The following is a 26,637-nucleotide window of genomic DNA, read 5'->3' on the forward strand; positions in this document are numbered from 1 at the left end:
TCCAGTGCAATCCTTCGACATTAAATTCGATTGCTTCTTCCATATTGCGCTAAACCTCCTCACGCGTGCGGCTGGTGGAGACGCAGCAGCCCTGCAGGTCCGGAGAATACGCTGAAGAGCCCGTCTTCCTTCGGCTCGACTACTACCAAATGTTTCATTGCTTCAGTCCCGCCTGTTTCAGAATGCTGTTCACCGTACCTAGAGCGGGGTCATCATTTGGCTTTCGCGCAAAGTATAAGACCCCATTTGCTTCGATGCTTGAACTCCTTATGACTTTCTTACTGCGCTCCAAATACTATTCGTCCTACTCTGCAGAACCCCGTGGAGCTTCATCTTTAAATATTGATCGCCTTGCCTTCGACGCTGCTAAACCCATCAAGCAGCGCCTCGTATAGAGTTGGATGCGCATGAACAGTGAACATCATCTCTTCTACCGTGGCCTCGAGCTGCATAGCAGTCACAGCCTCAGAGATCAGTTCCGTGGCCTGTGGACCAATGATGTGTACACCCAAGATTTCGCCGTACTGTTCTTCTGAGACAACTTTGATGAAACCGTCGTGGCTGCTGATGATGCTCGCCTTCGAGTTCGCAGTAAATGGAAACTTCCCGATTTTTACCTTGTAGCCCTTCTCTCGCGCCTGGGCTTCGGTTAGGCCTACGCTGCCGATCTGCGGTTCGCAGTAAGTTGCTCCGGGTATTAGATTGCGCTTCACTGGACGAGCGTATTTACCTGCGATCTTCGCCACGGCAACCATGCCTTGCATCGCAGCCACGTGGGCCAGCTGAGGCATTCCCAAAACGATGTCGCCGATCGCATAAATGCACGGCTCCGTTGTCTGCATCCATTCGTTTGTGGGAATGAAGCCTCGGTCGGCTTTGATTTTGCTCTTTTCCAGGCCAACATCATCAGTCTGCGGGGCGCGCCCAATGGCGATCAGCACCTTCTCGGCCTCGAGCTTCTGCTGTTTGCCATCACTGCCGGTGAAGGTCACCACAGCTCCGTCTTTAGTCTTTTCAACCTTCTCGACCTTCGCTCCAAGATGGCAATTGATGCCGCGTTTCTTGTAGACGCGCAACAATTCCTTGCTTATGTCCTCATCCTCGACAGGCACAAGCCGTGGAAGCGCCTCGAGGATTGTCACCTCCGCTCCGTAGGACTTGTAGATTGAAGCGAACTCGACGCCTACGGCGCCCGATCCGATTACGATGAGCGATTTCGGAATTGTGCCGAGCGAGAGAATCTCGATGTTCGTAAGAATCGTGGGATCAGGTTTCAAACCGGGAAGCATTCTAGCCTGCGATCCACTGGCGAGGATCACGTTCCTCGTGTGCAGCATGCTCTTTTTGCCATCGTCTCCGGTCACTTCTACTTCGAGCACGCCATTCTTTACTGGACCAGTCAACCTGCCGTAACCGGGAACGACCGTGACCTTGTTCTTGCGCATCAGGAACTCGAGTCCTTTCGCGTGCTTGGTGACGATCTTATTCTTGCGATCCTGAACGGTACCCCAATTCACTTTCATGCCGTCGACATTCTCGATACCGTGCTCCTTCGCCGCCTTGAAGTGGTCGTAGATCTCGGCGTCGAACAGCAGGCTCTTGGTCGGGATACAGCCTACGTGCAGGCATGTGCCGCCGAGCTTCGGATCTTTTTCGATCAGTGCGACTTTCAGTCCATACTCTCCGCCGCGAATCGCGGCCGTATAGCCGCCCGGACCGGAGCCAATGATGGCTGCGTCGTAGATAGTCTCTGGCAATTGGGACTCCGTTTACTTCTTGGGAATTCGGTTAGAAGACAAACATTAGATTGTAACAAGCAGGATTTGGTCGCAAGCGTGACCGCTGGGGCTCGAAACGAGCGGCAGATTGGATAGTTGGAACGAAGGAACTTGTTGAGTCGTTGAGGTTACAAAGGAAGGGCCGCCCACGATGTGAGCGGCCATCCTGATCTTGCGATCCCAGCTAGACCACCGTTCGCCGTCCAGTGATCAGGTTGACGATCAACACGATCACGGCCGCCACCAACAGCAAGTGGATCAAACTGCCGGCCACATGGAAGCTGAATCCTAGAAGCCAGAGAATCAGCAAGATGGCAAAGATTGTCCAAAGCATATTTCGGCCCTCCCTCTTTAAAGTCCTCGCTCGATAAGATGGGGCCACTCTGAATGGTGTTGCTAGATAAGTAAATACTTTCCTCTACTTCACACAGTGCACGGACCGTCAGCAGGCCAGCAACTCCCAATGCGGATGCTTCGCTCGGCAACGCTGATCGGCGAAATCAAGCAATCAATTTTGCTGCATCTTTTGCGAAGTACGTAAGGATGGTTCCTGCCCCCGCTCGGCGGATCGAGAGTAAAGATTCCAGCATCACGCGCTGCAGATCGAGCCAGCCATTCTGGGCAGCCGCCTGGATCATGGCGTATTCACCGGACACCTGGTATGCCCAAATGGGAACGTCGAAGCGCTCTCGCGCTGCGGCAAGCACGTCCAAGTATGGCATCGCCGGTTTCACCATCAGCATATCCGCGCCTTCGTCCACATCGGTTTGGATCTCGCGCATCGCTTCGCGGAGATTCGCACCATCCATCTGATAAGAGCGTCTGTCGCCAAACTGCGGAGCAGAATCTGCCGCCTCCCGGAATGGACCGTAGAAGCCGGAAGCGAATTTGGCTGCGTAAGAAAGGATTGGAGTGTTCTGGAGACCTGCTCCGTCCAGAGCTGTCCGGATGGCGGCAACTCTGCCGTCCATCATGTCCGAAGGGGCAACGATGTCCACGCCTGCTCTTGCCAATGAAACCGCTGTTCGCGCCAGAATTTCCAGTGTGCAATCATTCTCAATCTCGAACTCAACCGAAGGCGCCGTAGCGGCCGCCGCCGCGCCGAGATCGCCAGCCCTGGTTGCCGCTGTTTTTCTCACAATCCCGCAGTGTCCGTGGGACATGTATTCACAGAGACATACGTCCCCAAGCACTATCAAATCGGGAACCGCGCGCTTTATGGCGCGGGTTGCCCGCTGCACAATGCCATCATCTGCCCAGGCTCCAGTTGCTTGCTCGTCTTTCGTTTCTGGGAGTCCGAAGAGGATGATGGCTGGAATTCCCAACGCGTGAGTTTCCTGAGCTTCCTTTATCGCCTGGTCGATGGAAAGATTGAAGATGCGGGGCATCGAACGAATCGCTTTTCGGACACCCTCGCCCGGGCAAACAAAAAGTGGATAAACCAGCGACTCGGGAGTAAGCCGCGTTTCCCGCACCATCGAACGCAGAGCCTCGTTCCGACGGAGCCGACGCAGACGTGTCACAGGGAAAGCCATATGGGAATTGTATTTGAAAGCTGGGTGAAAACCATTGGCTGGCGGTCTGCTGTGGGCGTGCTGCCAATGATCAGCTTGGAAAAGCAGGCGTCGCGGACTCGTGCTGCGGAGGCGCTTTGCGGAATTTCGGGAGGTGTAGCACAAGTCCGGCAACGCAGCAGCCAACCAGCAAAGCGGCAGCGAAGACAAAGAAACGTTTCAAGCCCACTTGCCTACTGGACCGGAGGCGCACACTTTCTCATTTCGAATCAGCACGGCGCAGCATTATAGCCGCTGGTGGAAGCGCACCCTGCGAAAACCCGCGCAGAGTGCGGCACGCACAGTTTGGAAAATGCTCAGGACCCAAAGAGAGAAAAGGGTCGGCCGCCCGGCGCCTTCATAATTGAGGATGACTTAGAACGAGTCGGCAAGATGTCGATCAAGCGAGCGAGCTCTCTAGCCGCTGTCAGGTTTTTGCTGGTACCTTTCAGAGGCTCATGCTGAACACGCTGGCGATCTCCAACTACCGTTCTCTGCGGCAGGTCGTCCTTCCATTCGAACGTCTGAATGTGATCACCGGAGCGAATGGCACAGGGAAATCAAATCTCTATCGCGCCCTGCGGCTGCTGGCGGATGTGGCACAGGGACGCGTTGTTTCCTCTATCGCCCGCGAAGGCGGACTGCAGTCGACGCTCTGGGCAGGTCCGGAGACGATTGCCCGCTCCGTGCGTCTGGGTGAGTTTCCCGTTGAGGGAACGCGGCGCAAGCAGCCGATCTATCTGCGCCTTGGGTTCGCCGGGGACGACTACAACTATGCCATCGACATGGGCTTGCCTAAACAAACCAAGGACGATCCCTCCGCATTTAAGCGCGATCCGCACATCAAGCGCGAGTGCATCTGGCACGGGGTCCAACTTCGTCCCAGCGCGCTGCTCATTGATCGCGATGGGCCCATCCTTAAGGTTCGTACTGAAGATGGCGGCTGGCACATCGTTACGCAAAACCTTTCTACATTTGACAGCATGATGACCTACCTCTCGGATCCGCGCAGCGCGCCCGAGATGCTTGCGCTGCGAGAATCGATTCGCGCCTGGCGCTTTTACGATCATTTCCGCACAGATGCCCAGAGCCCAGTGCGTTCGCCGCAGATCGGCACGTGGACTCCCATTTTGGGAGACGATGGATCCGATGTCGCCGCTGCAATGCAGACCATCGTCGAGCTGGGCGATGGCGAACTGCTGGACACGGCCATCGCTGACGCATTTTCCGGCAGCAAGATTTCTGTCATGCCGGAAGAAAGCGGCAGGTTCGCGCTGCAAATGTCGCAGCATGGGCTTTTGCGCCCGCTTTCCGCAGCCGAACTCTCCGACGGCACGCTTCGCTATCTGCTATGGATCGCCGCCCTACTCACGCCGCGTCCACCGACGCTCATGGTGCTGAACGAACCCGAGACCAGCCTGCATCCAGACTTACTCGGCGCTCTGGCACGCCTGATTGCAAAAGCCGCAGCGCGGACGCAGGTGGTGGTTGTAACCCACTCACCGCGGCTGATCTCGTCGCTCGAGGAACAACCCGGTTGTCACTCGATCAAGCTGGATAAGAACTTTGGCGAAACGGTAATCGCGAGCAACAGCCAACGCACTGTTCCGACCTGGAAATGGCCAGCGCGATGATCATTAGAACAGCAGATCCCGGCTACCGCGGCTGAATGGCCGTTTCGGAACGCAGTTTGGCTGCGGAGCGAAGGATGAAAGTTTCATTGTGGTCCTCGAGCTCAATTGATCAGTTTTGGCGTCTTATTTTTCCGGCGCGAGGGCATTCAAAATTCTGAGGAGCCTGGCGATGTCCTGGTCGCGGTCCTGGCGAGTGGCCATTGCCAACTGCGTGGCGAAGACCCGCAGAGCAATCTGACGCGGCACGTAGAGTGGGGCATCTTTATCCTCGACCATCCACCCGGCTTCCGCGTGCTGCAGCTTCAATTTCCTTTTTTGGGAGAGTGGATTTGCGGTGACCTGGCCATCAACGACAGCCACGGAGCAATCCAGGCGGATCTCCAGTGATCCCTGGTCTTTCCTGAGCTTCAATTTCTCGACTTGTACATCATCGACTACGAGAACCGAGCTGTTTGCGTCCAAGGCTTGACTCGATTCGAGCGCGGAACCGGCGTCGTCGATGTGCTGAAGCAGTGCGCTACGGAGGTCTTCGGCTGTGGGTTTTCCCGGCAAATCCGCTTCAGCAATCAAAAATCGAGAGCCCGTGGCGGACGAGTCCCGATCCGGGACAATAATTTCTCGCGGGGCTGCGGCTGTTCTCTCCAGCTTCTGTTCATCATCGGCGCTGTCAGGGCGATGCGCTGTTCGCAGCAATCTGGGCGAGGCAGGCGCTTGCGCACTCACGCGATAACGGTAGAAGCGGGGCGTGCCGCGGCGCGTCCAGTAGTCCGCGTCGTAGTAGTCGGTGTTTAAACCGGAGCGGAGGGAACTATAAAAGGAGTGCTCTCGCGGATTCACCACGACTCCGACATGACCGCGCCAGACGATCAGGTCTCCGGGCTGGGGATGGCGAACGCGTTGGAACGGATCGATTCCGGCATAAATCTCGCTGGAGCTGGCGAAGCGGAAGTTGAGGCCGGCTTCGCGGTAGATCTGGTTGACCAGATGTGAGCAGTCGGGCTTTACGCCATCATCGGGACGGTACTGGAGGGCCATCCTAGCCAGTTCCGTACCCTCGCGCGCACCGAGTAATTTTGAGCGGTCGTTCTCTTTGGGCGCATCAGAACGAGCGTAGCCTGCATGCGCGATCGCCATCAAAGCGATCGCGGCAGCCATCCTTTTGTGCCGGACTAAGCCCATCAGAGCACCGTCTCATTTCAGATTGTCCAACAAGGCTTGCGAGTTGCTGCATGATGTTTTGTTTCGGGGACCAGCAAAGGGACATGTACTTCTGTTGGTTCGCGGCGGAAGCGACTAAATCATTGAGAAGTGAATACTTTGGAAGCTGTACGGGCGGCGATGGCGGTTAACCCGTTCATAATATTGCGGAGTGATGGTGATCCAGCCAGGCGTGTCTTCTAGCAAAACAGATAGGTGATGCCCCGGTTAAGAGCAAGGGCATTGAAAGAGGAAGAGCAGACTGACCATGCGTGTCAGCCTTCGCGCAGAGAAAGATCGGCGTCGACTTCGGGAAAAATCCATGTGGGCTGGACGAAGTCTTTCGGTTCGGGACGCGGAAACTGGAGCACGCGTCCCGCATCACTCGGCCAGAGGCGTTTTGATTTGGGCTTGAAGTTATCGGGCACATGAAACGGAATCACCTGGGCCATAAGTCTCCTCTTTTACTGCTGTCAAAGCTCGCTGGCCAACGTTGATCGCAATTCCAGTCCAATCGCTTGCAGCTGTTGAAACTGAGCTTTAGATGTCAGCCTGCCGGGAATGATTCATCCGCAATGATTCAAAGTTTGGATATGCGCGATAAGGCGGGATGAACGCAACAACGGCACCCGGCTGTTTGGGGGCTTCTCAGTATCGGTGTGAAATTGTGCCCTTGCCGTTCACGTCCCAGGCGTATACAACTCCCTAGATCAATTTCAGGAGAAGGCAGCATGCGCAAATTCATCGTCGCTGTAGCTGTGCTGTTTAGTTCGAGCGTCTTAGTTGCTCAGCAGGATTTCAGCAAAGTTGAGATCAAGGTCCAGAAAGTTGCCGGCAGCGTTTATATGTTGCAGGGAGCTGGAGGAAATATTGGCGTCTCGGTAGGCGACGACGGCATCATGATCGTCGACGACCAGTATGCGCCACTGGCTCCTAAAATCCAGGCAGCTCTTAAGGGCATCGCCGACAAGCCGCTGCGGTTCGTGCTGAACACGCATTGGCATGGCGATCACACTGGCGGCAATCCGGTCTTTTCGCAGCAAGCGCCAATTATTGCCCAGGATAATGTGCGCAAGCGCCTCGCTGCCGGGCGAAAGGGACCCGGACCGGAGATCCCGCCGCAGCCAGCCAAGGTGTTGCCGGTAATTACGTTTGAAGACAAGGTATCGGTGCACCTGAACGGAGAGGATATCCAGGCGATCCATTTCCCAAAAGGACACACCGACGGAGACAGCGTGATCTTCTTCCCGCAATCAAACGTGCTGCACATGGGCGATGATTTCGTCACCTATGGCTTTCCCTTTGTCGATCTCAACAGCGGTGGCAGCGTTCGAGGCATGATCGAGGCGTTGAAGAAAGTCGTGACCCTCGTACCCCAGGATGTCAAGGTAATCCCCGGACATGGTGACCTTTCCACAGTTGACGACATGCGCGCATTCACCAAGATGGTGGAAGACACGTTCAACCTGGTCGCAGCACAGGTAAGCCAGGGCAAGTCCGCCGATGAAATCAAGAAGGCCAACGTCCTCGCCGCGTACAGCAAGTACTCAGGAGATTTCGTTAGCACCGAGCGCTGGATCGATACCATCTACACGGAGCTGAAGGGGAGCCATTGAGGATCGGGTGCTCTCAGCCATTGTCATTCCGAGCCGCGGATTTTGCGGCGAGGAATCCCTACCCTACCGATACCCAGGCATTCTCATGGCAAGAGGGATTCCTCGCGTCGCTCGGAATGACAACCAAACCGATGGCCCCGATTACCCGTCTCTTCTTTTAAACTGAGAGGTTGGACCTCAGTACCCTCAATCCGCAGCAGCGTGTAGCCGTTGAGACTGTGAACGGGCCTGTGCTGATCCTGGCTGGAGCAGGATCGGGCAAGACTCGCGTCATCACGCATCGCATCGCTCATTTGATCCAGGACCACGGCGTCGCGCCAGACTCGATACTGGCAGTAACTTTCACCAACAAAGCCGCAGCCGAGATGGGCGAGCGCGTCAGCCGGCTGGTCGGGCACTTCTCTGTCGCCCAGCCGCGAATCTCAACATTTCACTCGTTTTGTGTGCGCCTGCTGCGGCGCGACATCGAAGCGCTGCGCATCAGCGATCAGGGACTGACGAAAAGCTTTGCCATCTACGATGAAGCCGACCAGCTGTCGCTGGTGAAGGCGGCGATTCGACGGCTCGGCATTGATGACAAGCAACTCACTCCGCGCAGCGTCCTCGGGCGGATTTCGTGGGCGAAGAATCACATGCTCGATCCGCAGGAGGTCTATCTCAAATCTGCCGATCCGAACACCGAGCGTGTGGCGCACGTTTACGAGGTCTATCGGCAGGAGCTCCGGAAAGCGAATGCCATGGACTTCGACGATCTGCTGCTCGAGGCTGTGCGGCTGCTCAAGAGTTCCGGTGAGGTACGTCGTCGATACAACCAGCGCTACGAGTACATTCTGATCGACGAATATCAGGACACGAATCGTCCGCAATACGAGCTGATGAAGCTGCTTGGGGGCGAGCACCACAACGTCTGCGTCGTCGGTGATGAGGATCAATCAATCTACTCGTGGCGAGGCGCCGACATTCGCAACATCCTGGAGTTCGAGCGCGACTTTCCCGAAGTGAAAATTATCCGTCTGGAGCAGAACTATCGCTCGACGGAGAACATCCTCGAAGGCGCTTCGGCAGTGGTGAGCAAGAACAAGCAGCGCAAAGGAAAAACGCTGTGGACGGACCGGCAGGGCGGCACTCCGATTTATTACTACGAAGCGCCTGACGGGGAGAATGAAGCGCTCTTCGCTGCCGATTACATCTCACGCTTCTTGAAAGAGCCGAGTGAGATGGATGAGCCTCGCCGTGCGGCGATTTTGTATCGCACGAACTCACAATCGCGATTGTTCGAAGAAGCGCTGCGTCGCTATGGATTGAAATACAACGTTGTGGGCGGCTTCTCGTTCTACGAGCGCGCCGAGATCAAGGACATGATCTCGTATCTGAAGCTGCTGCAGAACCCTGACGACTCGATCGCTCTGCTGCGCGTGATCAACACGCCCGCGCGGGGAATCGGTAAAACGACGCTCGAAACACTCGAGCGGCTGTCGCTCGAAACCGGAGTGAGCATGTGGAGCGCCATGGAGCAGGCGATCCAGGAGAAGCTGCTTCCTGGGCGCGCAGTTCAGGCGCTTAGCGAGTTTAAGCAGATCATCGAGGATGCCAAAGCGATGCTGGGAGGGAGCTTTGTGGAGCGGCTGGCGGCAGATACGGCTGCGCCGAGCACTCAGCACGCAGCACTCAGCGTTCAGCCGCAGGCGGACGATCGGCGGTCGGCACTCGGCGTTCAGCCTCTCAAAGATGTGGCGCAGGCGAACGACGAGGTTGGCGGTGACCAGGGTGTCACAGAAGACGATGAAGCCAGCTTCGGTTTTGGAGCCAACGAGCAGCATGAGTTATTTGGCTCATGGGACGTACAACCACCCGCTGCGGAACGAAGCAGCAGCGTAGAGACGCAGCATGCTGCCTCTCTACCAGAAGGCCAGGGTGCGCCATCCGCTGGACCCGACGAGACACCTGTGGAGGGCTTCCGCACGCCGGGTGGCGCTGCGACCTTGCCGGAGGTCATTAAGTTCCTCATCGACCGCACCGGTTACGTAAAGGCATTGGAAGAGGAAGCTACGCCGGAATCTTATTCCCGAATTGAAAATCTTCAGGAACTGGTAAATGCCGCGCGCGACTCGGCGGATCGCGCCGAGACACTGAGCGAGTTCCTGGATCACGCGGCGCTGGTGAGCGACACCGATCAATATGAGGAAGGCTCGCGGGTCACGTTGATGACTTTGCACTCGGCTAAGGGGCTCGAGTTTCCGCTGGTCTTTCTCGTCGGCATGGAGGAAGGACTCTTTCCGCACTCTCGCACCTTCCTCAATCCTGACGAGATGGAGGAGGAGCGCCGCCTGTGCTATGTCGGTATGACGCGCGCGATGGATACGCTCGTCTTGAGCCGTGCTCGCTATCGTCGGCGCTATGGCAGTGATTTGCCGGAAGCGAGCGTGCCGTCACGTTTTCTCGAGGAGATTCCGCCGCAGTTGATAGAAGAGATCGGCGGCTCGCATCGCGGCTCGCGCGAACCTGCGTCGAGCGAGGTGGATGAAGGACGTCATTACAGCTACGAAGACGAAGATCAAAGCGCGTCGTCCCGCGCGCGCCTCGGACGTTCGCTGGCTCCGGAGAAGACGTATTCAACCAAGCGCAACGGCGACAGGAGGTCACCCTATCAGTCGATCGACAATATCGCCGAATTCTTCGCTTCGCGCGGCAAGAAGTTCTCGCGTCCCAAGGTTGAAGTCGCAGAGCCGACCGGCAAACGTGGATTTCGTCCAGGGCAGCGCGTGCGGCATCCGAAATATGGAGAAGGCACTGTTTACAAGCGCGAGGGCGACGGAGATGAAGCCAAGCTTACGGTACAATTCCCGCAGTTCGGACTGAAGAAGCTGGTCGAAAAGTTCGCGCAACTCGAGAGAGTGTGAGCAAGCAAGCGCTAAGACATTTGCTGCGGTGGGGCGGATTAGCCGTCGCCGTGATCGGCTTCGTTGTTCAGAATACAGGCGCATTCCGGGCTGGGCGCGTGCTGGTGTGGGTCGGATTGGGAATGATCCTCACGGGCATCATCGTGCGAATGTTCATCAGAGAGCCATAGCATTCATGGTTTTGCCTGCGTGGTTCCGGCCGCCTTCGGACGGGCAGGGTTTGGGGCTGCGAGAAGTTGATTTTAGAATTCGTCATTTCCAAACAATTCAATCTCACGAGCCCACATCTACGCCGACTGACGCCGCAAACCGGCCGAGGCGGCCGGGAACCACGCAAGCAAAACTACGCAAGCAGCGCCTAGCCATTACAATCGTGGTGGCAATTCCTACAACCTCATCCAGATTGGAACGCAATGGCAAATACAAAGTCACTCAGCAGCGAAGATCGTAAGAAGGCAAAGCGCGCAGCCCGCAAAAAGGCAGCTCCGAAGCAGAAGCGCACAGTTCCGCGTGGTTCCGCAAAACGAAAAATGAAGAAGATGGCGCGCGGGACAGCGAAGAGGTAGGACAGCAGCGATTAGCAATTAGCGGTTAGCAACTAGCAAAGTGGCTATGACCCTGATTTTAGCTAATTGCTAATCGCTAATTGCTTGCCTTTCCGCTGCCTTTCATATGCAGCACGAAATCCTTGCGCTCGTCATTCTCGACGTGCACAGTTAATTCCGGCTTGGGATTGCCTTTCACGTCGGCGGTAATGATGTAATCCGCCTTTCCGGCCGGGACGCGCTGGGCGAATTCGCCCTGGTGGTTGGAGTAGAGTTCCCACTTCGCCTTCTTCTCGTCGGCGCGGCGGATTTTGATTTTCACGCCATACGCCGGACGCTCGTCGGCACCGTAGAGTGTGCCAAAGAGCAGTGCATAGGGATCGCGCTCGTGCTGTTTTGAGTCGGCTGCTACGAGTAGGCACGACGCGGCGAGCATACAGGCGATGGCCAGGAATGCTGCCGCGCGGCGACGATCAGTAGTCACTTTCCTCTTCTTCCTCCTCTTCGTCCCCTTCTTCTTCGTCTTCCTCGTCCTCGTTAACCTTCTTGAGTTCGAGCGGATTTGCAGTGATGACTTCGAAGTCGCTCCCGCACTCGGCGCAGGAGACTACGTCGCCCTCCTCGATGTCATCTTCTTCAATGTCCAGATCGGTGTCACACTCGGGACACAAAACCATTTTGTATTGCCTCCGTTCGCGGGCCTCTACATTACAAGAATTAATGAGTGCCGGGGTGGTGATTGCCACTTCCGTAGTTTTAGAATCTAACAGTTTTCGCCGTCAAGTCTGCGCCAACATACGAAAGGGAACTCTGACCTTGCACAACTCCATACTGCCAACCGTCGGGTTCGCATCTCTTCTAGTGTTGCTCTCAATCCCAGGTGTCACGCAGCGGAACCCTCAACTCCAAACTCCTCAGGCGCCCGCACCAGCTCCGATTCCGGTGAAACAAGTTGATCTGGATACGGCTACGCCTGATCCACAGATCGTCGAGGCTCTAAAGGAGATTTCCGGCGATCACATTCGGGCCGCGATCGAGAGGCTGGTTACCTTCAAGAATCGCAATACGCTCTCCTCGAACGATCAGGAGATGATCTCGCAAGGTCTGGGAGTGACCGCCGCCGCCAAATGGATTCAGGAGGAGTTCGAGCGCTACTCGCACGCGTGTGGCGGATGTCTGCAGGTAAAGACCGATTCATTTACGCAACCGGTCGCGGCGCGGGTACCGACTCCGACGCCTCTGACCAATGTCTACGCTGTACTGCAAGGCTCCGATCCCGACAACGCGAAACGGATTTACCTCGTCACCGGTCACTACGATTCGCGCAATTCCGACACGTTGAACACGAAAGATGCTGCGCCGGGAGCAAATGACGACGCCAGCGGCACGGCGGTAAGCCTCGAATGCGCGCGCGTGCTCAGCAAATACAAATTTCCTGCGACCCTGATTTTTCTGAGTGTTGCCGGCGAGGAACAAGGGCTCGACGGCGCCAAGCACTTCGCGGAGATGGCACGTCAGCAGGGTTGGGAGATTCAGGGAGTGCTGAATAACGATATCGTCGGCGGCAACACCACCCCGGGAGATTCCGGGCAGCGCAAGGACACAGTGCGCGTCTTCTCGGAGGGGATACCGGCGTCGGCAAAGCCGGAAGACATTACGCGTATTCGCAATCTCGGGGGCGAGAACGACTCGCGATCACGAGAACTCGCTCGCTACATTCGCAAGACGGCAAAGCAATATCTTCCGCAATTTCAGCCCACGCTGATCTTCCGGCGCGACCGCTTCCTGCGTGGAGGCGATCACACCGCGTTCAATGAAGAGGGATTTGCCGGCGTTCGCTTTACCGAATACCGTGAAGACTTTCATCATCAGCATCAGAACGTGCGCATCGAGAATGGCATTGAGTATGGCGATCTGTTGAAATTCGTCGACTTTGGATATGTCGCCAACGTGGCGCGCGTGAATGCCGCGACTCTGGCATCGCTGGCATTGGCGCCTGCTCCGCCTGCCAATGTCCGCATTGATACTCGCGGGCTCACGAACGATACCACCCTCACCTGGGAGGCGTCTCCGGGCGGAGGAGCGAGGCAATATCAAATTCTCTGGCGCGATGCGGATCAGCCATATTGGCAGCACGCGATGAACGCTCCCGCCGGCAGCACTGCAGTTACGCTGCCGATTTCGAAAGACAACGTGATCTTCGCCCTGCGCGCAGTCGATGCGAAAGGACACGCCAGCTTGCTCGTCGTACCGCGTCCGAGCGGTAGAATCGACGTACCCGGCAGAGCCGCAGCCGCTTCGTCCGGGATGTGAACGTATGTCTCCTCGTCATCAATCGTTTGAAATGGGATTGCCGCCTTTTCGCGGCGCAGTTCGACAGATCATTCTCTTCAGCACCGCGGTGTATATCGCTTTGTTGCTGATGCTCGCCTTTGCGCCTGGGCTCGGTCAGGCAGCGTTCGCGGTGGGCATACTTCAACCCGAGAAGGTCCTGCATGGATCGTTGTGGCAACTGGTCACATACCCATTCATGTATGCCGATCCCATTGCCTTCCTCTTATCTCTCGTTGGCATTTATTTCATCGGCAGCCCAGTCGAGAGCCAGATTGGCTCGCAGCGGTTTTATGGACTCTTCTTCGGCAGCCTCATCGTAGCGGGTGCTGTCGGCGTTGCTTTATCGCGAACCGGAGTGATTGCGCAGGGAACAGCTGTGGGCTCCGGCGCCGCGGCGGACGCCATCCTGATGGTCTTTTATTTACTGAATCGGGGAGCCATGATCATGCTGTTCCCGATTCCGATTCAGGTCCCGATCAAGTGGGTAGTGGTCGGCATCGCGGCGATCGAAACGGCTTACTTGCTGCTCTTCCACTTCGCGCTGCAATTCTGCGTGGTTCTGCTGGGACTCGGCGCGGGATATTTGTGGTACACGCTGTTTTTGCGTCGCGGCGTTTCGATCAACCTTTCAGAGCGACTCTACGGACTCCGCAATTCCTATTACCGTTGGAAGCGTCGTCGTGCGGCCAAGAAGTTTCAGGTGTACATGCGCAAGCACGACCGCAACGTCTATTTCGACGAGTACGGCAACTACAAGCCGCCAGATGATAAGCGGGACGATGAGCGGGGCGATTGGGTGAATTAATGTCAGCAATTAGCGATTAGCAAAACCACAAGACGACGCCATCAATGAATGAGAGTTACAGCGATGGCGCGTATCGATTTCGTGCCGCGTTTCGCGGCACGAGCTAGTTATCAGCAGCTTGGGCAACGATTACACTTCGGATTGATGATACGTGCAACCGGGGCTCCGTCGCGAGCGCCCTCCTATCTTCCCGGATAGACGTACCTATACTCGCTTACTCCATTCCCAGATTGGTATCGAGTGTTGTATTCGAGCAGATATTCGAGTGAGCGTGCGTCCACCGGATACTTCGAGCTCGGGGGATTCGGGTAAATTCCCATTTTGTGAAACGGCAATGGATCGACTGTGAAGGCGTCTGCTGCGTAGAAATCCATGTCCTTCACGAAGCCATTCGCGTAAAACAGGTAATCGCGCTTCCATCCTTCCGGCACCTTCGGCAGCTTCGACGGATCGAAATCGAGCATGACCTCCTCGCCTGAACCGAAGACGACGAACTTGTCATCCGCGGCTTTGAGCAGAGGCAGCACCTCGCCGTAGCGGGTGTAGGAGCCGATATGACGCGCATACGGACCAGTTAGACTCACGTTCTCGTATGTGTAATTCAGGTCGCCGGGAAAGCGGCTCTCGTCGGCTCTCGGATAGCCATGAAAGTGCAATCGCGCTGCTGCGAGCGGAACCTCGATGGTTCGTACGCGCTGTTGCGGAGCGCTGTTTTCGACGAGGGCCTGGTCCCAGTAGATCTGAAGGTTCGTCACGATGCGAAGCTTTCGCGTGCCAGGCTTGACCTTGCCGGTGAGATCGACTGTGATCGTTCGCGGCAGTCCTGCGGGGAAGCCCATGTCCTCGATCACCCGCTTCCAGCTTCCATCCGCCTCTTGAGCTTCGACATATGGAGCGGTGACAGCGATGTTCGCCTGATAGGCGGCGTACATCGAGTTGGCAGTGAAGTACTCGGTAAAGCCATCGAGCAGCAGGTGAAGGGGCCGCGACGCGTCCCACTTGCCAAGATCGAGCACAAGGGAATGCGGCTCGGCGAAACCCGCGAAGTGCAGCAGCTTGAATCCGGTCACGTAACGATGATCGTGCGTGAGCAAGGCTGGGAGCACGTCATGGCCTGCATCATCCCACGCGCCAGCCGGCGCATGGGGATGCTGCGCAGTGATGATCTTGAACTCGGGAAATGGCGGATTGGCAACGAAGCGTTCGTTGGGATAGATATCGGCACTCGCCGGATGATCGACGGCCACGAGCCGCGCTTGATCGAGATAGTTTACTTCTTCCATGGGCTCGGCGAACGTAAATCTCAAGCGGCCATTGTGCGTTTGCACGCGCGAGCCATCGATCTTGATGTACTCGTCCGGATCGGGAAGATCGCGTTGGTTTGGACCCACCCAGTGGCCGATCACAGCCGCGCCTATCACATCGGTGATGAATTCGTAGCGGCTGCCATTCCAGGCAAAGAGCACTGGACAGGAACTTCCGCGACGATCGATCTCGAGGATCTCGTGCCGCTCGTTTGCGGCAAGCTCGATCTCGTCCTGGTACACGCCGGTAGGCCAGAGCATACGAACTACATCGGCATGCGTCTCCTGGCCGAGCCCGGCAATGATTTCTGCGGGACCTTGCGCCAGGTATCCACTGCTACCCGCGAGCTCCCACTTCTGTTGCGACTCGCCGGCGAAGACCTGCACTTTGGTCCCGAAGGCGCTTCGGTTGTCGTTGAGCCCTTTGAGTGCAAGTCTCAGCGAATGATTCTTATTGCCGCCGTCATTGCGCAGAGCTACGAGCGACCCATCCGCCTGCGTGATAAGCAGGTCAGAATCGCCGTCGCCATCGATATCAGGGGCAACCAGCGCGCGCGGTGACTGCAGCTTGAGTTTATCGAGTCCCACTGCGGCGGTAACATCCTCAAAACCCTTTGGTCCTAAGTTACGCAACAGCCGAATCTCGAATCCGCGATCGCTCTCGCCGACAACTGCCAGATCGATCCATCCATCATTGTCGTAATCGACGGCGGCGACTCCCCAGGCGCGCTGGAGGTTCAAATTGGGAAGCTGCGCAGCTTCGAACGACTTCCCATTCACGCTGCGCCACAGCGTTAACCCGGGGGCTGTGGGATGTGTGAAGGCGAAGTCCGTCCAGCCATCTTTATTGAAATCGAGCGCTACAACCCCGAGGCTCGATGAGGGCATAGGCTGAGTCCATGGCCGCTCTGCCTTGAAAGCTCCTTCTCGCGGGTTCAAGTAAACACTCGGCGAGGCTCTTGTCGAGGTCAGCACGAGATCAATCGCACGATCGCTGTTGACGTCGCTCGCCAGCATTACTCCCGCACCATCTCCTTGAAGTTGCGTCTGGGTGGTCACGTCTGTGAAGGTGTTGTCCCCATTGTTGCGCAGCAGGAGGTTTCCGCCGTCGGAGCGAGTTACGTATAGGTCGAGATCGCCGTCGTGGTCGTAGTCCACAAACGTAGCGCTCAGGGGATGCCCGCTCACCTCAACATGAGTCGCGTTTGTATGATCGCTGAACTTTGCTCCGCCCTCATTATGAAAGAGCAAGACACGATCGCCGGTGGTGATCGCAACATCGGCTTTAGTGTCATTGTCATAGTCGCCGACAGCACAGCCGATTGCATTCCTCACGTCTTGCAGTCCAGACCCTTTCGTGGCGTTCTCAAAGCCTTTCTTTCGACGATTCAGATATAGGGCAAGTTGCCCTGCACTATTGGGAAGCAGCACGTCAAGCAGCCCATCGCCATCGAGATCGAAGACACAAATTCCCGGGCCGGGCGATTCCACATTTGTTGGTTTTCCTTCAGCAGAGGCGGTCGGCAGTCCCGATTCAGGACCAAGAACTGCAAACTTAACGGGAATTGCCGCTGGCACCGGAGGCTCGCCGGGAATTATGCGCGCCAGGGAGAGAGGCCCTTGCTCTCCATAAATCTGGCTGATTGGCGAACCGAGCTTCTCGCGTGTGAGCTTCTGGAAGCGCTCGAAGTGCGGCTTGGCTTCATCTGCTTTGCCTTGTCTGCGCAACGAACCTGCCAGTCCAAACTCGGCCGAGACGTTCACTGGATTGAGTTCCACCGCGCGGCGAAATTCCTTCTCTGCTTCCGGGTATTTCTGCTGCTGCGAGTAAACGTCGCCCAGGAAGTAGTGAGCGTAGGTGTCGTCCGGAGCGAGTTGCGCAGCCCTAGTGAAGTCTGCGATCGCCTGCTCGGCCTGGCCATTATTGCGATGCAGCAGGCCAAGATTGTATGGAACCGCGGGATTCTTCGCATCGAGCTGGGCTGCGCGCTGTAGCGCCGCTTCTGCCTGTGGAACTCGGCCCAGATTGAGCAAAGCGATGCCGAGGTTGAGCTGCCCGCTGGTGTTGTCCTTGTCGGCTGCGACGACCTCCTGGAATTCCTTTAGCGCCTGATCAAGCTTCTGCTGATTCAGATAAGCGACGCCAAGGTTGTTGGCGCGCATGAGCTGCTGCCTGGCTGAGGGCTTCTGCGGTACTTCCGCAAACCATCCGCTCGAAGCGACGGCGCACAGGGCAAGGGCAGGAAGAAAACCGCGCAAGAGGATGTCCCCGAAGTGGAGTTAATAATGCAAGGGAAGTATAGAAGAGGTGGGAATCGAGTGACCTCCACGACAGCAAGCGCAACAGCGGCGTTGCTGTGCACCTGAGTCACCGGATCACCCGATTATCCGATTTTTCACATCTCTCTCAGCGCGTCCCTCAACTTCTGCCGCAGAATCTTTCCTGAAGGATTTCTGGGAATCAACGGCACAAAACGCACTTCGCGGGGCTGCTTATAGCGCGTGAGGCGTTCGCCGACGAAGCCGCAGAGTTCGTCTGCGATCTTGTTGCTTCCGGAATTGCCGTCACGAAGAACGACAAACGCGCATGGCACTTCGCCGGCGACAAGATCCTGGCGGCCAACGATGCCGCAATCGCGCACCATGGGATGCTCCAGCAGCACGGACTCCACTTCCGCCGGAGCGATAGCGAAGCCCTTGTACTTGATCATCTCCTTCACGCGATCGACGATGCGGTAGAAGCCGTCGGTATCGACGGTGGCCATGTCACCGGACCAGTACCAGCCATCACGAAGCACCACACTGGTCGCTTCAGGAGCGTTCCAGTAACCCATCATGAACTGCGGACCGCGCATTACGAGTTCGCCATGAAACGACTCGTGACTCATGTGCAGCCGGCATTCGGTTTGCGCAACGGCGTCTCCGATTGAGTCGGGACGATAAAGATCCTGCTCGATGTAGCCGAGGTGCGTAACCGGCGAAGCTTCGGTCATCCCGTATCCCTGCCGTAGACGTATGCCCGTCTGTCGCGTGAACTTCCATGAGAGATCGGCCGCCAGCGGCGCGGCCCCTGACTTCGCGTAGCGCACACGATGGTCGTGCGGAAATGTTCCTCGGTCGGCCGCGTGGCAAAGCGTATTGATAATCGGCGGAACTAGAGGCAAAAACGTTGCGCGCTCCTCGCGTAGCAGCTGCAGGAACTTCGCCTCCTCAAAGCGAGGTATCAGCACCAGGGTGCCGCCTACTACGAGCAAAGGGTTCAGGACCACGTTTAATCCGTAGATGTGATACAGCGGCAGGCAGTTCAGCGCGATGTCGTCTTTGCTGTAGGTAGCTTCCTCTCCGGGCGCAAGCAACTGAAAAACATTTGTCACCAGATTCGAGTGCGAGAGCATTACACCCTTAGGGAAACCGGTGGTGCCGCTTGAAAATGGGAGGCCGGCGATCGTCGTGCTGGCATCGCTAGCGGGCCTTGCCGGCCTGACTGTCGTGGGCTGTAAGAGCGTTCCGAAATCCTCAGCTCCAGCCGCCTCCCCGCGGACGGTATAAATCTGCCTCACGCTTCCAATGTGGCGGAGACTGAGCTCTTTCACGTGAGCTGCGTCCGTAATCAGCGCAACGGCTCCGGAGGTTTCGAGTTGATAAGCCACCTCACGTTCGCGAAAGCTCGGATTTAGGAGTGTTGGGATACAGCCCGCCATCGTGGCAGCGTGGTAGGAGACGCAAAACTCCCAGGAGTTGAAGAGGAAGATGGCAATCACTTCTCCCGGCTTGAATCGGGCACTTAGCTGGGCGGCCAGCCGTTCCACCAAGCTTCCGTACTCCGCATAGCTAAGCGACCGCTGCGGAGTGGTCGAGTGGTCTATGATCGCAGTCTTCTCCCCGAACCTGTGGCAGGCCTCCAGGATGAGGTCGTGAACGAATAGCCCGCGGGGATCGCGATAGAGCTGTGTTCGCCGTGTAGGTTTGGGTTCAAATGCCATTCCGACCCGGCATTCTAGCCCGAAGCTCCCGGGCTTTCGCAACTAAAGCATTACGTTCGAGTACCGTGGGCAGGCATTTGGCGATAGAAGAAGTCCACCAGATGCTGGAGCAGGGTTTGACCATTGACCTGCAGGTTCAAAGGCAGGCCGTGTCCCATGCCGTCAATGAGGAAGGTTTCGTGAGGCAGGCCGATCTGGCGTGCCCTTGCATCGATTTGCTCGGCGGCGCTTACGGTGATGGTTTCGTCCTCCTTGCCATGCATGATCACCAGCGCTGGCCCGCCCTTCTTGATCCAGCCTACCCTGCCCCCCATCGTCCCCCACATATCGGCTACCGCCCGGAAGCGCGGGCTCTTTATCTCGGGATTGTAGGCAAGGAGCATCGAGGTCACAGCTCCCGCGGAGGAGCCCCCGATGAAGAGCCTTGAGGGATCGATGTCGTATCTGCCGGCGTTCGCGAGGATCCACTGCGTTGCACGATGGGCGTCTTCGACGGCGGCAAAGACGGTGCGGGCATACTGGTCTTGCGCCGAACCCGGTGGATCGTCCGGTACTAGCCGGTAATTGATTGAAAAGCAAGCATATCCGCGTGCCGCGAACTCACGGCACAGGTTAGTCATCTCGGCCTTATCCCCAAACAGGAACCCACCACCGTGAATGGCAATCATCGCCGGACGCCTCCAAGCGGCTTCGGCGGTCTCCGGCAGGTAAACATCCAAGAGCAGGGGTTTCTTGGCCGGACCCGGCTCGCGAACGTCTCCCGCCCCGAACTGGACGTTCCGCACAACTTTCACCTTGAACTGGGGGTCCTTGAAGAGCGTGGCGGCATGAGCTGGCAAAACAGTCAGTACCAGCAATCCGCAAAAGACCTTAATTTTCTTAGTTACAAACATGATTTCCACAATTATTATTCAACGCATCCTCCCTTTCGGCTACTCACAACATCTGAAGTAACGGGATTGCAATGTTCGGCTTATCTGGTATCAGTGCCTCCAGGGTGGAAGAAGCAAGCCCTTCCTTAAGATTCATTTACCTGCTTGAGATATTCACCGCCTGGGCGCTTATAGAAGCGACGATCTGGCATTACGGAAAGACTCAGTTCCGGCTCTTCTGGATTTCATTTGCGTTCATCGTTGCGAGCACGATCGCACATCGCCCCAAACTCAGCGAGATCGGCCTGAGTGTGCGCGGATTGCGTACCTCACTGTGGGTGATTCCCTCTGCAATCGCAGTATCGAGCGCGGCAATGCTGCTGGCGTGGGCGGCAGGAACTCTGCATCCCTTGTTTGGAGCGGTAGCCCAGGCGAAGCACTCGAGCGGGTACGCGATCTGGGCTGTGCTGCAACAATTCATTCTGCAATCGTATTTCTACCTGCGTTTCGAGAAGCTGGTCTCTCCGCGCAGCGCGATTCTGCTGAGTGCGGGACTTTTCTGCCTCGCGCACATTCCCAATCCGGTACTGCTCGTGACCTGCCTGATCGCCGGCTGCATCGCCTGCGAGATATTTCGTCGCAATCGCAACATCTACGCACTCGGCGTAGCCCACGCGATCCTGGGACTCACCATTGCCATCACAGTGCCGGACGACATTCAGCGGCATATGCGCGTGGGAATTGGCTATTACCACTATCATAAAAGTTGAAACAGCTTTCTCTCCCTTCCTGTGATGAAATAGCTGCGTGGATTCCTCCCGCATTATCTTCCACGTCGACATGGACGCCTTCTTTGTCTCCGTGGAGGAGCTGCTCGATCCGTCGCTCAAGGGCAAGCCCGTCATCGTGGGTGGTGCCAAGGATCAGCGCGGAGTAGTCGCTGCTGCGTCCTATGCTGCGCGGAAATTCGGCGTGCACTCTGCAATGCCATTGCGCACCGCGGCCAAACTGTGTCCTGATGGCATTTACCTCGATGGGCACATGGAGCTCTATCGCGAGTACTCAGACAAGGTTCGCAAAATCCTCTGCCGCTTTTCACCGAAAATAGAGATGGCGTCGGTCGATGAGGCCTATCTCGACATGACCGGCACTGCGCGTTTGCTCGGTCCGCCGCTTAAGGCAGCTCACGGCTTGCACAACGCGATTGGCACTGAGCTGAATCTGAATTGCTCCATCGGAATCGGCAGTGCTCGGGTTGTGGCCAAGATCGCCTCGGATCTGGCAAAGCCCAACGGCGTTCTCTTCGTTCATCCAGGTCACGAAATCCGGATGTTTGCCGGGCTTCCAGTGCGGAAGATGCCCGGCATCGGCAAAGTCACCGAAGCGCGCCTGCATGAGATGGGCATTCGCACTTTTGCGGAGCTCAACGCGCGTCAAGATCTCGAGCATGAGTTCGGGGTTGTCGGATCAGCGATGGCCGGCAAAGCTCGAGGCGAAGACGCCGGCGGCTGGTTCGACGAGGAGATCGGCGAAAACGCGCCGAAATCCATTAGCCATGAGCATACCTTCGGCGACGATACCTCGGACGTCCAGGTGCTGGAGACCACGCTAGCACGATTAACGGAGATGGTTGCACGACGTCTGCGCGAGCAGAAATTTGAAGCGAGAACCATTCAGCTGAAACTGCGCTATTCGGACTTCCACACCATCACGCGAGCGCATTCCCTGCCGGAGCCAACCAGCAGCGATCACGCGATCCTCTCGAATATCCGTGTCCTCTTTCACAACAATTGGAGAAAGGGCGCTCGCGTGCGCTTGCTTGGAGTGCATGTATCCGGATTCGACTCCCCCGGCTCAACCGCCTCATTCGACTTCGACGGCGACGAGCGCTGGCGACAGGCGCTCTCTGCAGCCGATCGCCTGCGCGACAAGTACGGAGAGTCGGCGGTGCATATTGGCACCGCGTTAAAGGCCAATATTCGCGAAAGGACCCACGAGAATCCAGCTGGGCTGAGGGGCAAACCCAGCGATAAGCAATAAGCAATTAGCGATAAGCTAAGACGATGTGCGATTTGGCTTCTGCTTATTGCCCTATCGCTTGTTGCCTTTTATGATTCAGCTCTCGGGCGCTGGAAAGCGCTTCGGCCACAAACTGCTGTTCGAAGATCTTGATTGGCTGATCACACCCAACGACCGCGTTGGCGTGGTCGGTGCTAATGGGACGGGAAAATCCACGCTGCTGAAAGTGCTTGCCGGAATCGAATCGCTCGATTACGGCAGCATCGTGCGCACGAAGGGAATTACCGCGGGTTATCTTCCGCAGGATGGTCTCTCGCTTAGCGGACGGACGGTCTTCGTCGAATGCATCTCTGTCTTCGACGAGATTCGCGCGATGGAGCAGGAACTCGAACAACTCACTGTCCGCATGTCCGAGCTGGATCACGTTAGTGCTGAATACGCGCAGGTTGCCGATCGATTCCACATCCTGGAGACGCAGTTCCATGCACACGATGGCTACGCGCTGGAAGCTCAGGTCGGCGCGGTATTAACCGGCCTGGGCTTCCGCAAAGAAGATTGGCAGCGGGCGACCGAGGAGTTCTCGGGCGGATGGCAGATGCGAATTGCGCTCGCCAAGCTCCTGCTGCAGAAACCGAATTTGTTGCTTCTCGATGAACCCACGAACCATTTGGATCTCGAGACACGCAACTGGCTTGAAGACTATCTCAGCAACTACCCATATGCCTTTGTGCTCATCTCCCATGACCGCTATTTCCTCGACGTCACGGTAAAGAAAACGGTCGAGATCTGGAACAAGCGTGTGCAGTTCTATAGCGGGAATTACGAGAAGTACCTGGCGCAACGGGAAGAGCGTAAGACGCAACTTGAGTCCGCGTATCGAAATCAGCGCGAGAAGATCGAGCAGCTCGAAGCCTTCATTAATCGCTTTCGCTATCAGGCGACCAAGGCAAAACAGGTCCAGAGCCGCATCAAGGAACTTGAACGCATGGAGCGCATCAAGATTCCGCCGGAAGAGAAAACCATCCATTTTCATTTTCCGAAACCCAAACCAAGCGGACGAATGGTCGCGGACTTCAAGGGAGTGGCCAAGAATTACGACACCAAGGAAGTCTTTCGTAATGTGAACTTCGTGATCGAGCGCGGTGATCGCATTGCTCTTGTAGGCGCAAATGGCGCGGGCAAGTCGACGCTGATCCGCATGTTGAGCGGCAGTGAACCGCTTACGGCCGGTGAGTACGTTCTTGGACACCACGCGGAGCCAGACTACTTCGCGCAAGACCAGTACAAAGTGCTCAGTCCTGAACGCCGCATGCTGGATGATCTGGAAGAGGTCGCTCCACGTTCCACGATGACCGAACTCCGCAACTTGCTCGGCTGCTTTTTGTTTTCGGACGATGACGTATTCAAAACGCTGGGCGTGCTCTCGGGAGGCGAACGCAATCGTTATGCATTAGCGCGCATGCTGCTGCATCCCTCAAATTTTCTGTTGCTGGATGAGCCTACGAATCACCTGGATCTGAGGGCCAAGGACGTGCTGCTGAACGCACTGCAGGAGTTCAGCGGAACCGTCGTCTTCGTTTCGCATGATCGTTATTTCATCGACAAGCTGGCCACGCGAGTCTTCGAAGTAGGCGGCGGCAACGTCGAGGTATTTCCGGGTAACTACGAAGATTATCTCTGGCGCAAGCAAGGTGGCGCGACTCAGCTGAGCAGCAGCGCGCCTCAGAGTCAATCTGCCATGCGTTCAATGGCTGAGACTGCAGAAGCCCACTCCGACTTACGCGCAGCGAAGAACGGTATTCCCGCGGCAAAAGACTCTGCCGAGCCGAAGCAGAGGCGAGTGAATCCCATCAAACTTCGGCAAATGAAAGAAAGGGTGCATGAGATCGAGGAAGAAATCACCAAAGTCGAGGCCGGCATCGCAGAATGCGAGCAGGCGCTTCAGAACTTTGTGACCGCACAGGAGACGGCGAGAGTGACGAGCTTATTGGAGACCCGGCGATCCGATCTGGAGTCTCTGATGAAGGAGTGGGAAGAAATCTCGGCGGTCATTGAGAGTGCGTGAAGAGTAGCACCGGCGGCGGCAGGCGCTGAGTGAGTGTCCTCAATCAGGCGATTCTCTCCTTGTGTCCACTACCCGGTAGCTATCGCCGCCAGTATTGCCTTCACTTGCCCGGCAATTTAACCCCACCATCCACTCCCCAAGTTTTTCCCGCGTTGAACACAAGGAAGATCAGGAAAAGCATTGCTAAGGGAATGTTATCGAGATGGGCGCCTAAATACCTCCAAGCTGGCGCGCCATGACCGGGCTCATACCAGCTCGAGAAGGTCATTGCCAGCATGAACACTATGCCTCCTAATGAACTCAAACGCACAAGCCATCCGAGCACCAGTGAGATGCCGATAAGCAGTTCGCTCCAGGCCACGATCCGAGCCCACAGGAATGGATGAGGGAGAACCCAGGCAGTCAGCATCGGTCGTATCCAGCTGACTGCCTGGTGTTGGTCGACATACGTGCCGATGTACTTCTGAAAACCTCCGTGGACGAACTCCGAGCCCACGATTTTGTATTCGGCGAAGAAGAGAAACATGACGCCCACGGCAACGCGCACCAGGGCAAGCACGCGGCGGGCATTTGCGTCGCTCATAAGAATCAGAAACTACAGCGACGCGGGCAGATGGCAAAGTGACAAGAGGAGTTCTGGCCTGCAATGTGCGGAAACGGCGAAGCTGCTAGATCACATGCGGACGGAAGATTTCATCTTCGCAACAACGCCCTTTACAGCGCGTAGCGAGAAACGCGCAGGCGAGGAAGACACTAACAGTCACCACCGTGCCGGCTTGCGAGATGCCTGCGAGCAGACTGCTGATCCAGGTCTCAGCTGATGGAAGCGAGGAAAGCATAACGGGTACTTGTCTGTGTTAGAAGCGGAGCCCCCCAAAAAGGCTGGCCTGCAAAAAATATATTGCATCCTGTGGAAGCTGTTGAACTGTCAAGGCTAACAGCCGGCTGCCAGCACCCTTCACCCCGCGATCCTCATTCGCAGCTCTGCCGCGAGATCGGTTCCAGAGAACGGTAAGGGGCAATGCGGCGACTGCGACAGCAGGCGCATAGCGCCTTGCCTGCGTGGTTCCGGCCGCCCCCGGCCGGTACAAGGTTGAGATATGCATCCCGTTTGCACAGCACAGGAAGTGGCTGAGTCACAAAATCAATTCAAAGACGGCATGCGTTGCTTATTCAGGCCCTTCTCGGCTCGCCAGCCACGTACCGGCCGAGATCGGCCGGGTACCACGCGGGCTAAGGCAACAGCTGCGGCTCAGAAGGCCATGAACGGCAGTTTCTTTGGCCGGCGTTCCTGCACAAAAGGCTGATTGAGGAATTCGAGCATCGGCGCCGCCGCGAGAAAGCGCTTCATGATCTCGGGCAGCATTCTTCCTGAAGTAATCACTTCGCCATCGAGAGTGTGCTCCAGGAACCACTGCTTCCTGCGAATCAGATCTTCTGCAGGATGATCTTTCGCGAATCCCTTGGGCACACGCGAGAGTTGTTCGCCTTGAAGTTCTCCCATCGCATTTCGCAGCGGCTTGCCGCGCAGGATCTCGCGAAACTCCCCATGACGTTCGGCCAGAAGACTTCGGATGGCAAGGAGTTCGTCGCGCTCCGGCATCCAGACCCCCGCGAAGACCAGCAGCTCTTTTGCGGTGAAATGAAAGTAGAAGCACGGGCCGGCAGCCTTGCAAAGGTTCTGAAGATAGAAGGTGGCCGCGACGTGAGTCTTATAAGGCCGTTTGTCCTTGGAGAAGCGAGTATCGCGATATATGCGAAAGACAGCCTTCTTCACCGGTGTCACGTATCGCGGAGCAAACTCCGCAAGCTCGCCATTAATCGCGTTGACTAACGATTCAAGTGGACTGCGAACTTGTTCCTCATAAATGTGCTTGCGTGGTTGGAACCATTCGCGTTTGTTGTTGCGCTCAAGTCCTCGAAGGAACGTGATTGCTTCGGCGGGAAAACCGGGAAAGCGGGTTTCGGCGATCGGCTGCCGGCGTACGGCGAGGGAAGTTGCTCGGCTGGACATGTGAATGGAAATTCTAGT

At 56.7% G+C, this 26,637-nt stretch carries 21 protein-coding genes; 9 read left to right on the forward strand and 12 right to left on the reverse strand.

What is annotated here, in order from left to right; genetic code table 11:
- Positions 1 to 335 precede the first annotated feature (335 nt).
- The 3 genes from lpdA to DMG62_01505 form a co-directional block, all read right to left on the reverse strand.
- Positions 336 to 1,757 (reverse strand): dihydrolipoyl dehydrogenase, encoded by a 1,422-nt coding sequence (gene lpdA, locus DMG62_01495; protein PYY24790.1) that lies wholly within the window; start codon positions 1,755 to 1,757, stop codon positions 336 to 338.
- 205 nt (positions 1,758 to 1,962) lie between these two features.
- Positions 1,963 to 2,112: a lmo0937 family membrane protein gene (locus DMG62_01500; protein PYY24791.1), complete on the reverse strand. Its 150-nt coding sequence runs from the start codon at positions 2,110 to 2,112 to the stop codon at positions 1,963 to 1,965.
- A 166-nt stretch (positions 2,113 to 2,278) separates the two neighbouring features.
- Positions 2,279 to 3,313, reverse strand: coding sequence for a porphobilinogen synthase (locus tag DMG62_01505; GenBank protein PYY24792.1), 1,035 nt, complete (start codon positions 3,311 to 3,313; stop codon positions 2,279 to 2,281).
- On the opposite strand from DMG62_01505, the gene DMG62_01510 reads away from it, so the two are divergent.
- Positions 3,314 to 3,583 (forward strand): hypothetical protein, encoded by a 270-nt coding sequence (locus tag DMG62_01510; protein ID PYY24793.1) that lies wholly within the window; start codon positions 3,314 to 3,316, stop codon positions 3,581 to 3,583.
- 206 nt (positions 3,584 to 3,789) lie between these two features.
- Positions 3,790 to 4,965, forward strand: coding sequence for an ATP-binding protein (locus tag DMG62_01515; protein ID PYY24794.1), 1,176 nt, complete (start codon positions 3,790 to 3,792; stop codon positions 4,963 to 4,965).
- Positions 4,966 to 5,088: 123 nt separating this feature from the next.
- On the opposite strand, the gene DMG62_01520 is transcribed toward DMG62_01515, so the two are convergent.
- Complete coding sequence (locus DMG62_01520) at positions 5,089 to 6,144, reverse strand: hypothetical protein (GenBank protein ID PYY24795.1); 1,056 nt, start codon at positions 6,142 to 6,144, stop codon at positions 5,089 to 5,091.
- 749 nt (positions 6,145 to 6,893) lie between these two features.
- On the opposite strand from DMG62_01520, the gene DMG62_01525 reads away from it, so the two are divergent.
- Together DMG62_01525 and DMG62_01530 are read left to right on the forward strand one after the other, a co-directional pair.
- Positions 6,894 to 7,778 (forward strand): MBL fold metallo-hydrolase, encoded by an 885-nt coding sequence (locus DMG62_01525; GenBank protein ID PYY24796.1) that lies wholly within the window; start codon positions 6,894 to 6,896, stop codon positions 7,776 to 7,778.
- Positions 7,779 to 7,948: 170 nt separating this feature from the next.
- A complete protein-coding gene (locus DMG62_01530; protein ID PYY24797.1) occupies positions 7,949 to 10,678 on the forward strand; it encodes an ATP-dependent DNA helicase Rep in 2,730 nt (909 codons plus the stop codon).
- A 642-nt stretch (positions 10,679 to 11,320) separates the two neighbouring features.
- Here DMG62_01530 and DMG62_01535 read toward each other — a convergent pair.
- Together DMG62_01535 and DMG62_01540 are read right to left on the reverse strand one after the other, a co-directional pair.
- Positions 11,321 to 11,707, reverse strand: a complete 387-nt coding sequence (locus DMG62_01535; GenBank protein PYY24798.1) for a hypothetical protein — start codon at positions 11,705 to 11,707, stop codon at positions 11,321 to 11,323.
- Positions 11,697 to 11,900: a hypothetical protein gene (locus DMG62_01540; GenBank protein PYY24799.1), complete on the reverse strand. Its 204-nt coding sequence runs from the start codon at positions 11,898 to 11,900 to the stop codon at positions 11,697 to 11,699. The genes DMG62_01535 and DMG62_01540 overlap by 11 nt, the downstream gene beginning before the upstream one ends.
- A gap of 43 nt (positions 11,901 to 11,943) precedes the next feature.
- On the opposite strand from DMG62_01540, the gene DMG62_01545 reads away from it, so the two are divergent.
- Together DMG62_01545 and DMG62_01550 are read left to right on the forward strand one after the other, a co-directional pair.
- The gene (locus DMG62_01545; GenBank protein PYY24800.1) at positions 11,944 to 13,536 is read left to right on the forward strand and encodes a peptidase M28; all 1,593 of its coding nucleotides are present in this window, start codon (positions 11,944 to 11,946) and stop codon (positions 13,534 to 13,536) included.
- Entirely contained in the window at positions 13,442 to 14,362 is a 921-nt protein-coding gene (locus DMG62_01550) for a hypothetical protein (protein PYY24850.1), read from the forward strand. The genes DMG62_01545 and DMG62_01550 overlap by 95 nt, the downstream gene beginning before the upstream one ends.
- Before the next feature lie 182 nt (positions 14,363 to 14,544).
- Here DMG62_01550 and DMG62_01555 read toward each other — a convergent pair whose 3' ends face one another.
- The 3 genes from DMG62_01555 to DMG62_01565 all read right to left on the reverse strand — a co-directional run bounded on the left by DMG62_01555 (position 14,545) and on the right by DMG62_01565 (position 20,542).
- Positions 14,545 to 17,925, reverse strand: coding sequence for a hypothetical protein (locus DMG62_01555; protein ID PYY24801.1), 3,381 nt, complete (start codon positions 17,923 to 17,925; stop codon positions 14,545 to 14,547).
- Positions 17,926 to 18,062: 137 nt separating this feature from the next.
- Positions 18,063 to 19,649 carry a hypothetical protein gene (locus DMG62_01560; protein ID PYY24802.1) on the reverse strand — a complete coding sequence of 529 codons (1,587 nt, stop codon included), beginning with the start codon at positions 19,647 to 19,649 and terminating at the stop codon, positions 18,063 to 18,065.
- 50 nt (positions 19,650 to 19,699) lie between these two features.
- Complete coding sequence (locus DMG62_01565) at positions 19,700 to 20,542, reverse strand: hypothetical protein (GenBank protein PYY24803.1); 843 nt, start codon at positions 20,540 to 20,542, stop codon at positions 19,700 to 19,702.
- A gap of 71 nt (positions 20,543 to 20,613) precedes the next feature.
- On the opposite strand from DMG62_01565, the gene DMG62_01570 reads away from it, so the two are divergent.
- The 3 genes from DMG62_01570 (at position 20,614) to DMG62_01580 (ending at position 24,605) form a co-directional block, all read left to right on the forward strand.
- Positions 20,614 to 21,291, forward strand: coding sequence for a CAAX protease family protein (locus tag DMG62_01570; GenBank protein PYY24804.1), 678 nt, complete (start codon positions 20,614 to 20,616; stop codon positions 21,289 to 21,291).
- Positions 21,292 to 21,361: 70 nt separating this feature from the next.
- A complete protein-coding gene (locus tag DMG62_01575; GenBank protein ID PYY24851.1) occupies positions 21,362 to 22,561 on the forward strand; it encodes a DNA polymerase IV in 1,200 nt (399 codons plus the stop codon).
- Positions 22,562 to 22,631: 70 nt separating this feature from the next.
- On the forward strand, positions 22,632 to 24,605 hold the full coding sequence (locus DMG62_01580; protein PYY24805.1) for an ABC transporter ATP-binding protein: 1,974 nt from the start codon (positions 22,632 to 22,634) through the stop codon (positions 24,603 to 24,605).
- 100 nt (positions 24,606 to 24,705) lie between these two features.
- Here DMG62_01580 and DMG62_01585 read toward each other — a convergent pair whose 3' ends face one another.
- The 3 genes from DMG62_01585 to DMG62_01595 all read right to left on the reverse strand — a co-directional run bounded on the left by DMG62_01585 (position 24,706) and on the right by DMG62_01595 (position 26,619).
- A complete protein-coding gene (locus DMG62_01585) occupies positions 24,706 to 25,188 on the reverse strand; it encodes a hypothetical protein (GenBank protein ID PYY24806.1) in 483 nt (160 codons plus the stop codon).
- A 274-nt stretch (positions 25,189 to 25,462) separates the two neighbouring features.
- A complete protein-coding gene (locus DMG62_01590) occupies positions 25,463 to 25,711 on the reverse strand; it encodes a hypothetical protein (GenBank protein PYY24807.1) in 249 nt (82 codons plus the stop codon).
- 146 nt (positions 25,712 to 25,857) lie between these two features.
- Entirely contained in the window at positions 25,858 to 26,619 is a 762-nt protein-coding gene (locus DMG62_01595) for a TIGR02453 family protein (GenBank protein ID PYY24808.1), read from the reverse strand.
- Positions 26,620 to 26,637 lie beyond the last annotated feature (18 nt).

Source organism: Acidobacteriota bacterium (genome assembly GCA_003225175.1).
GTDB lineage: Bacteria > Acidobacteriota > Terriglobia > Terriglobales > Acidobacteriaceae > Gp1-AA112.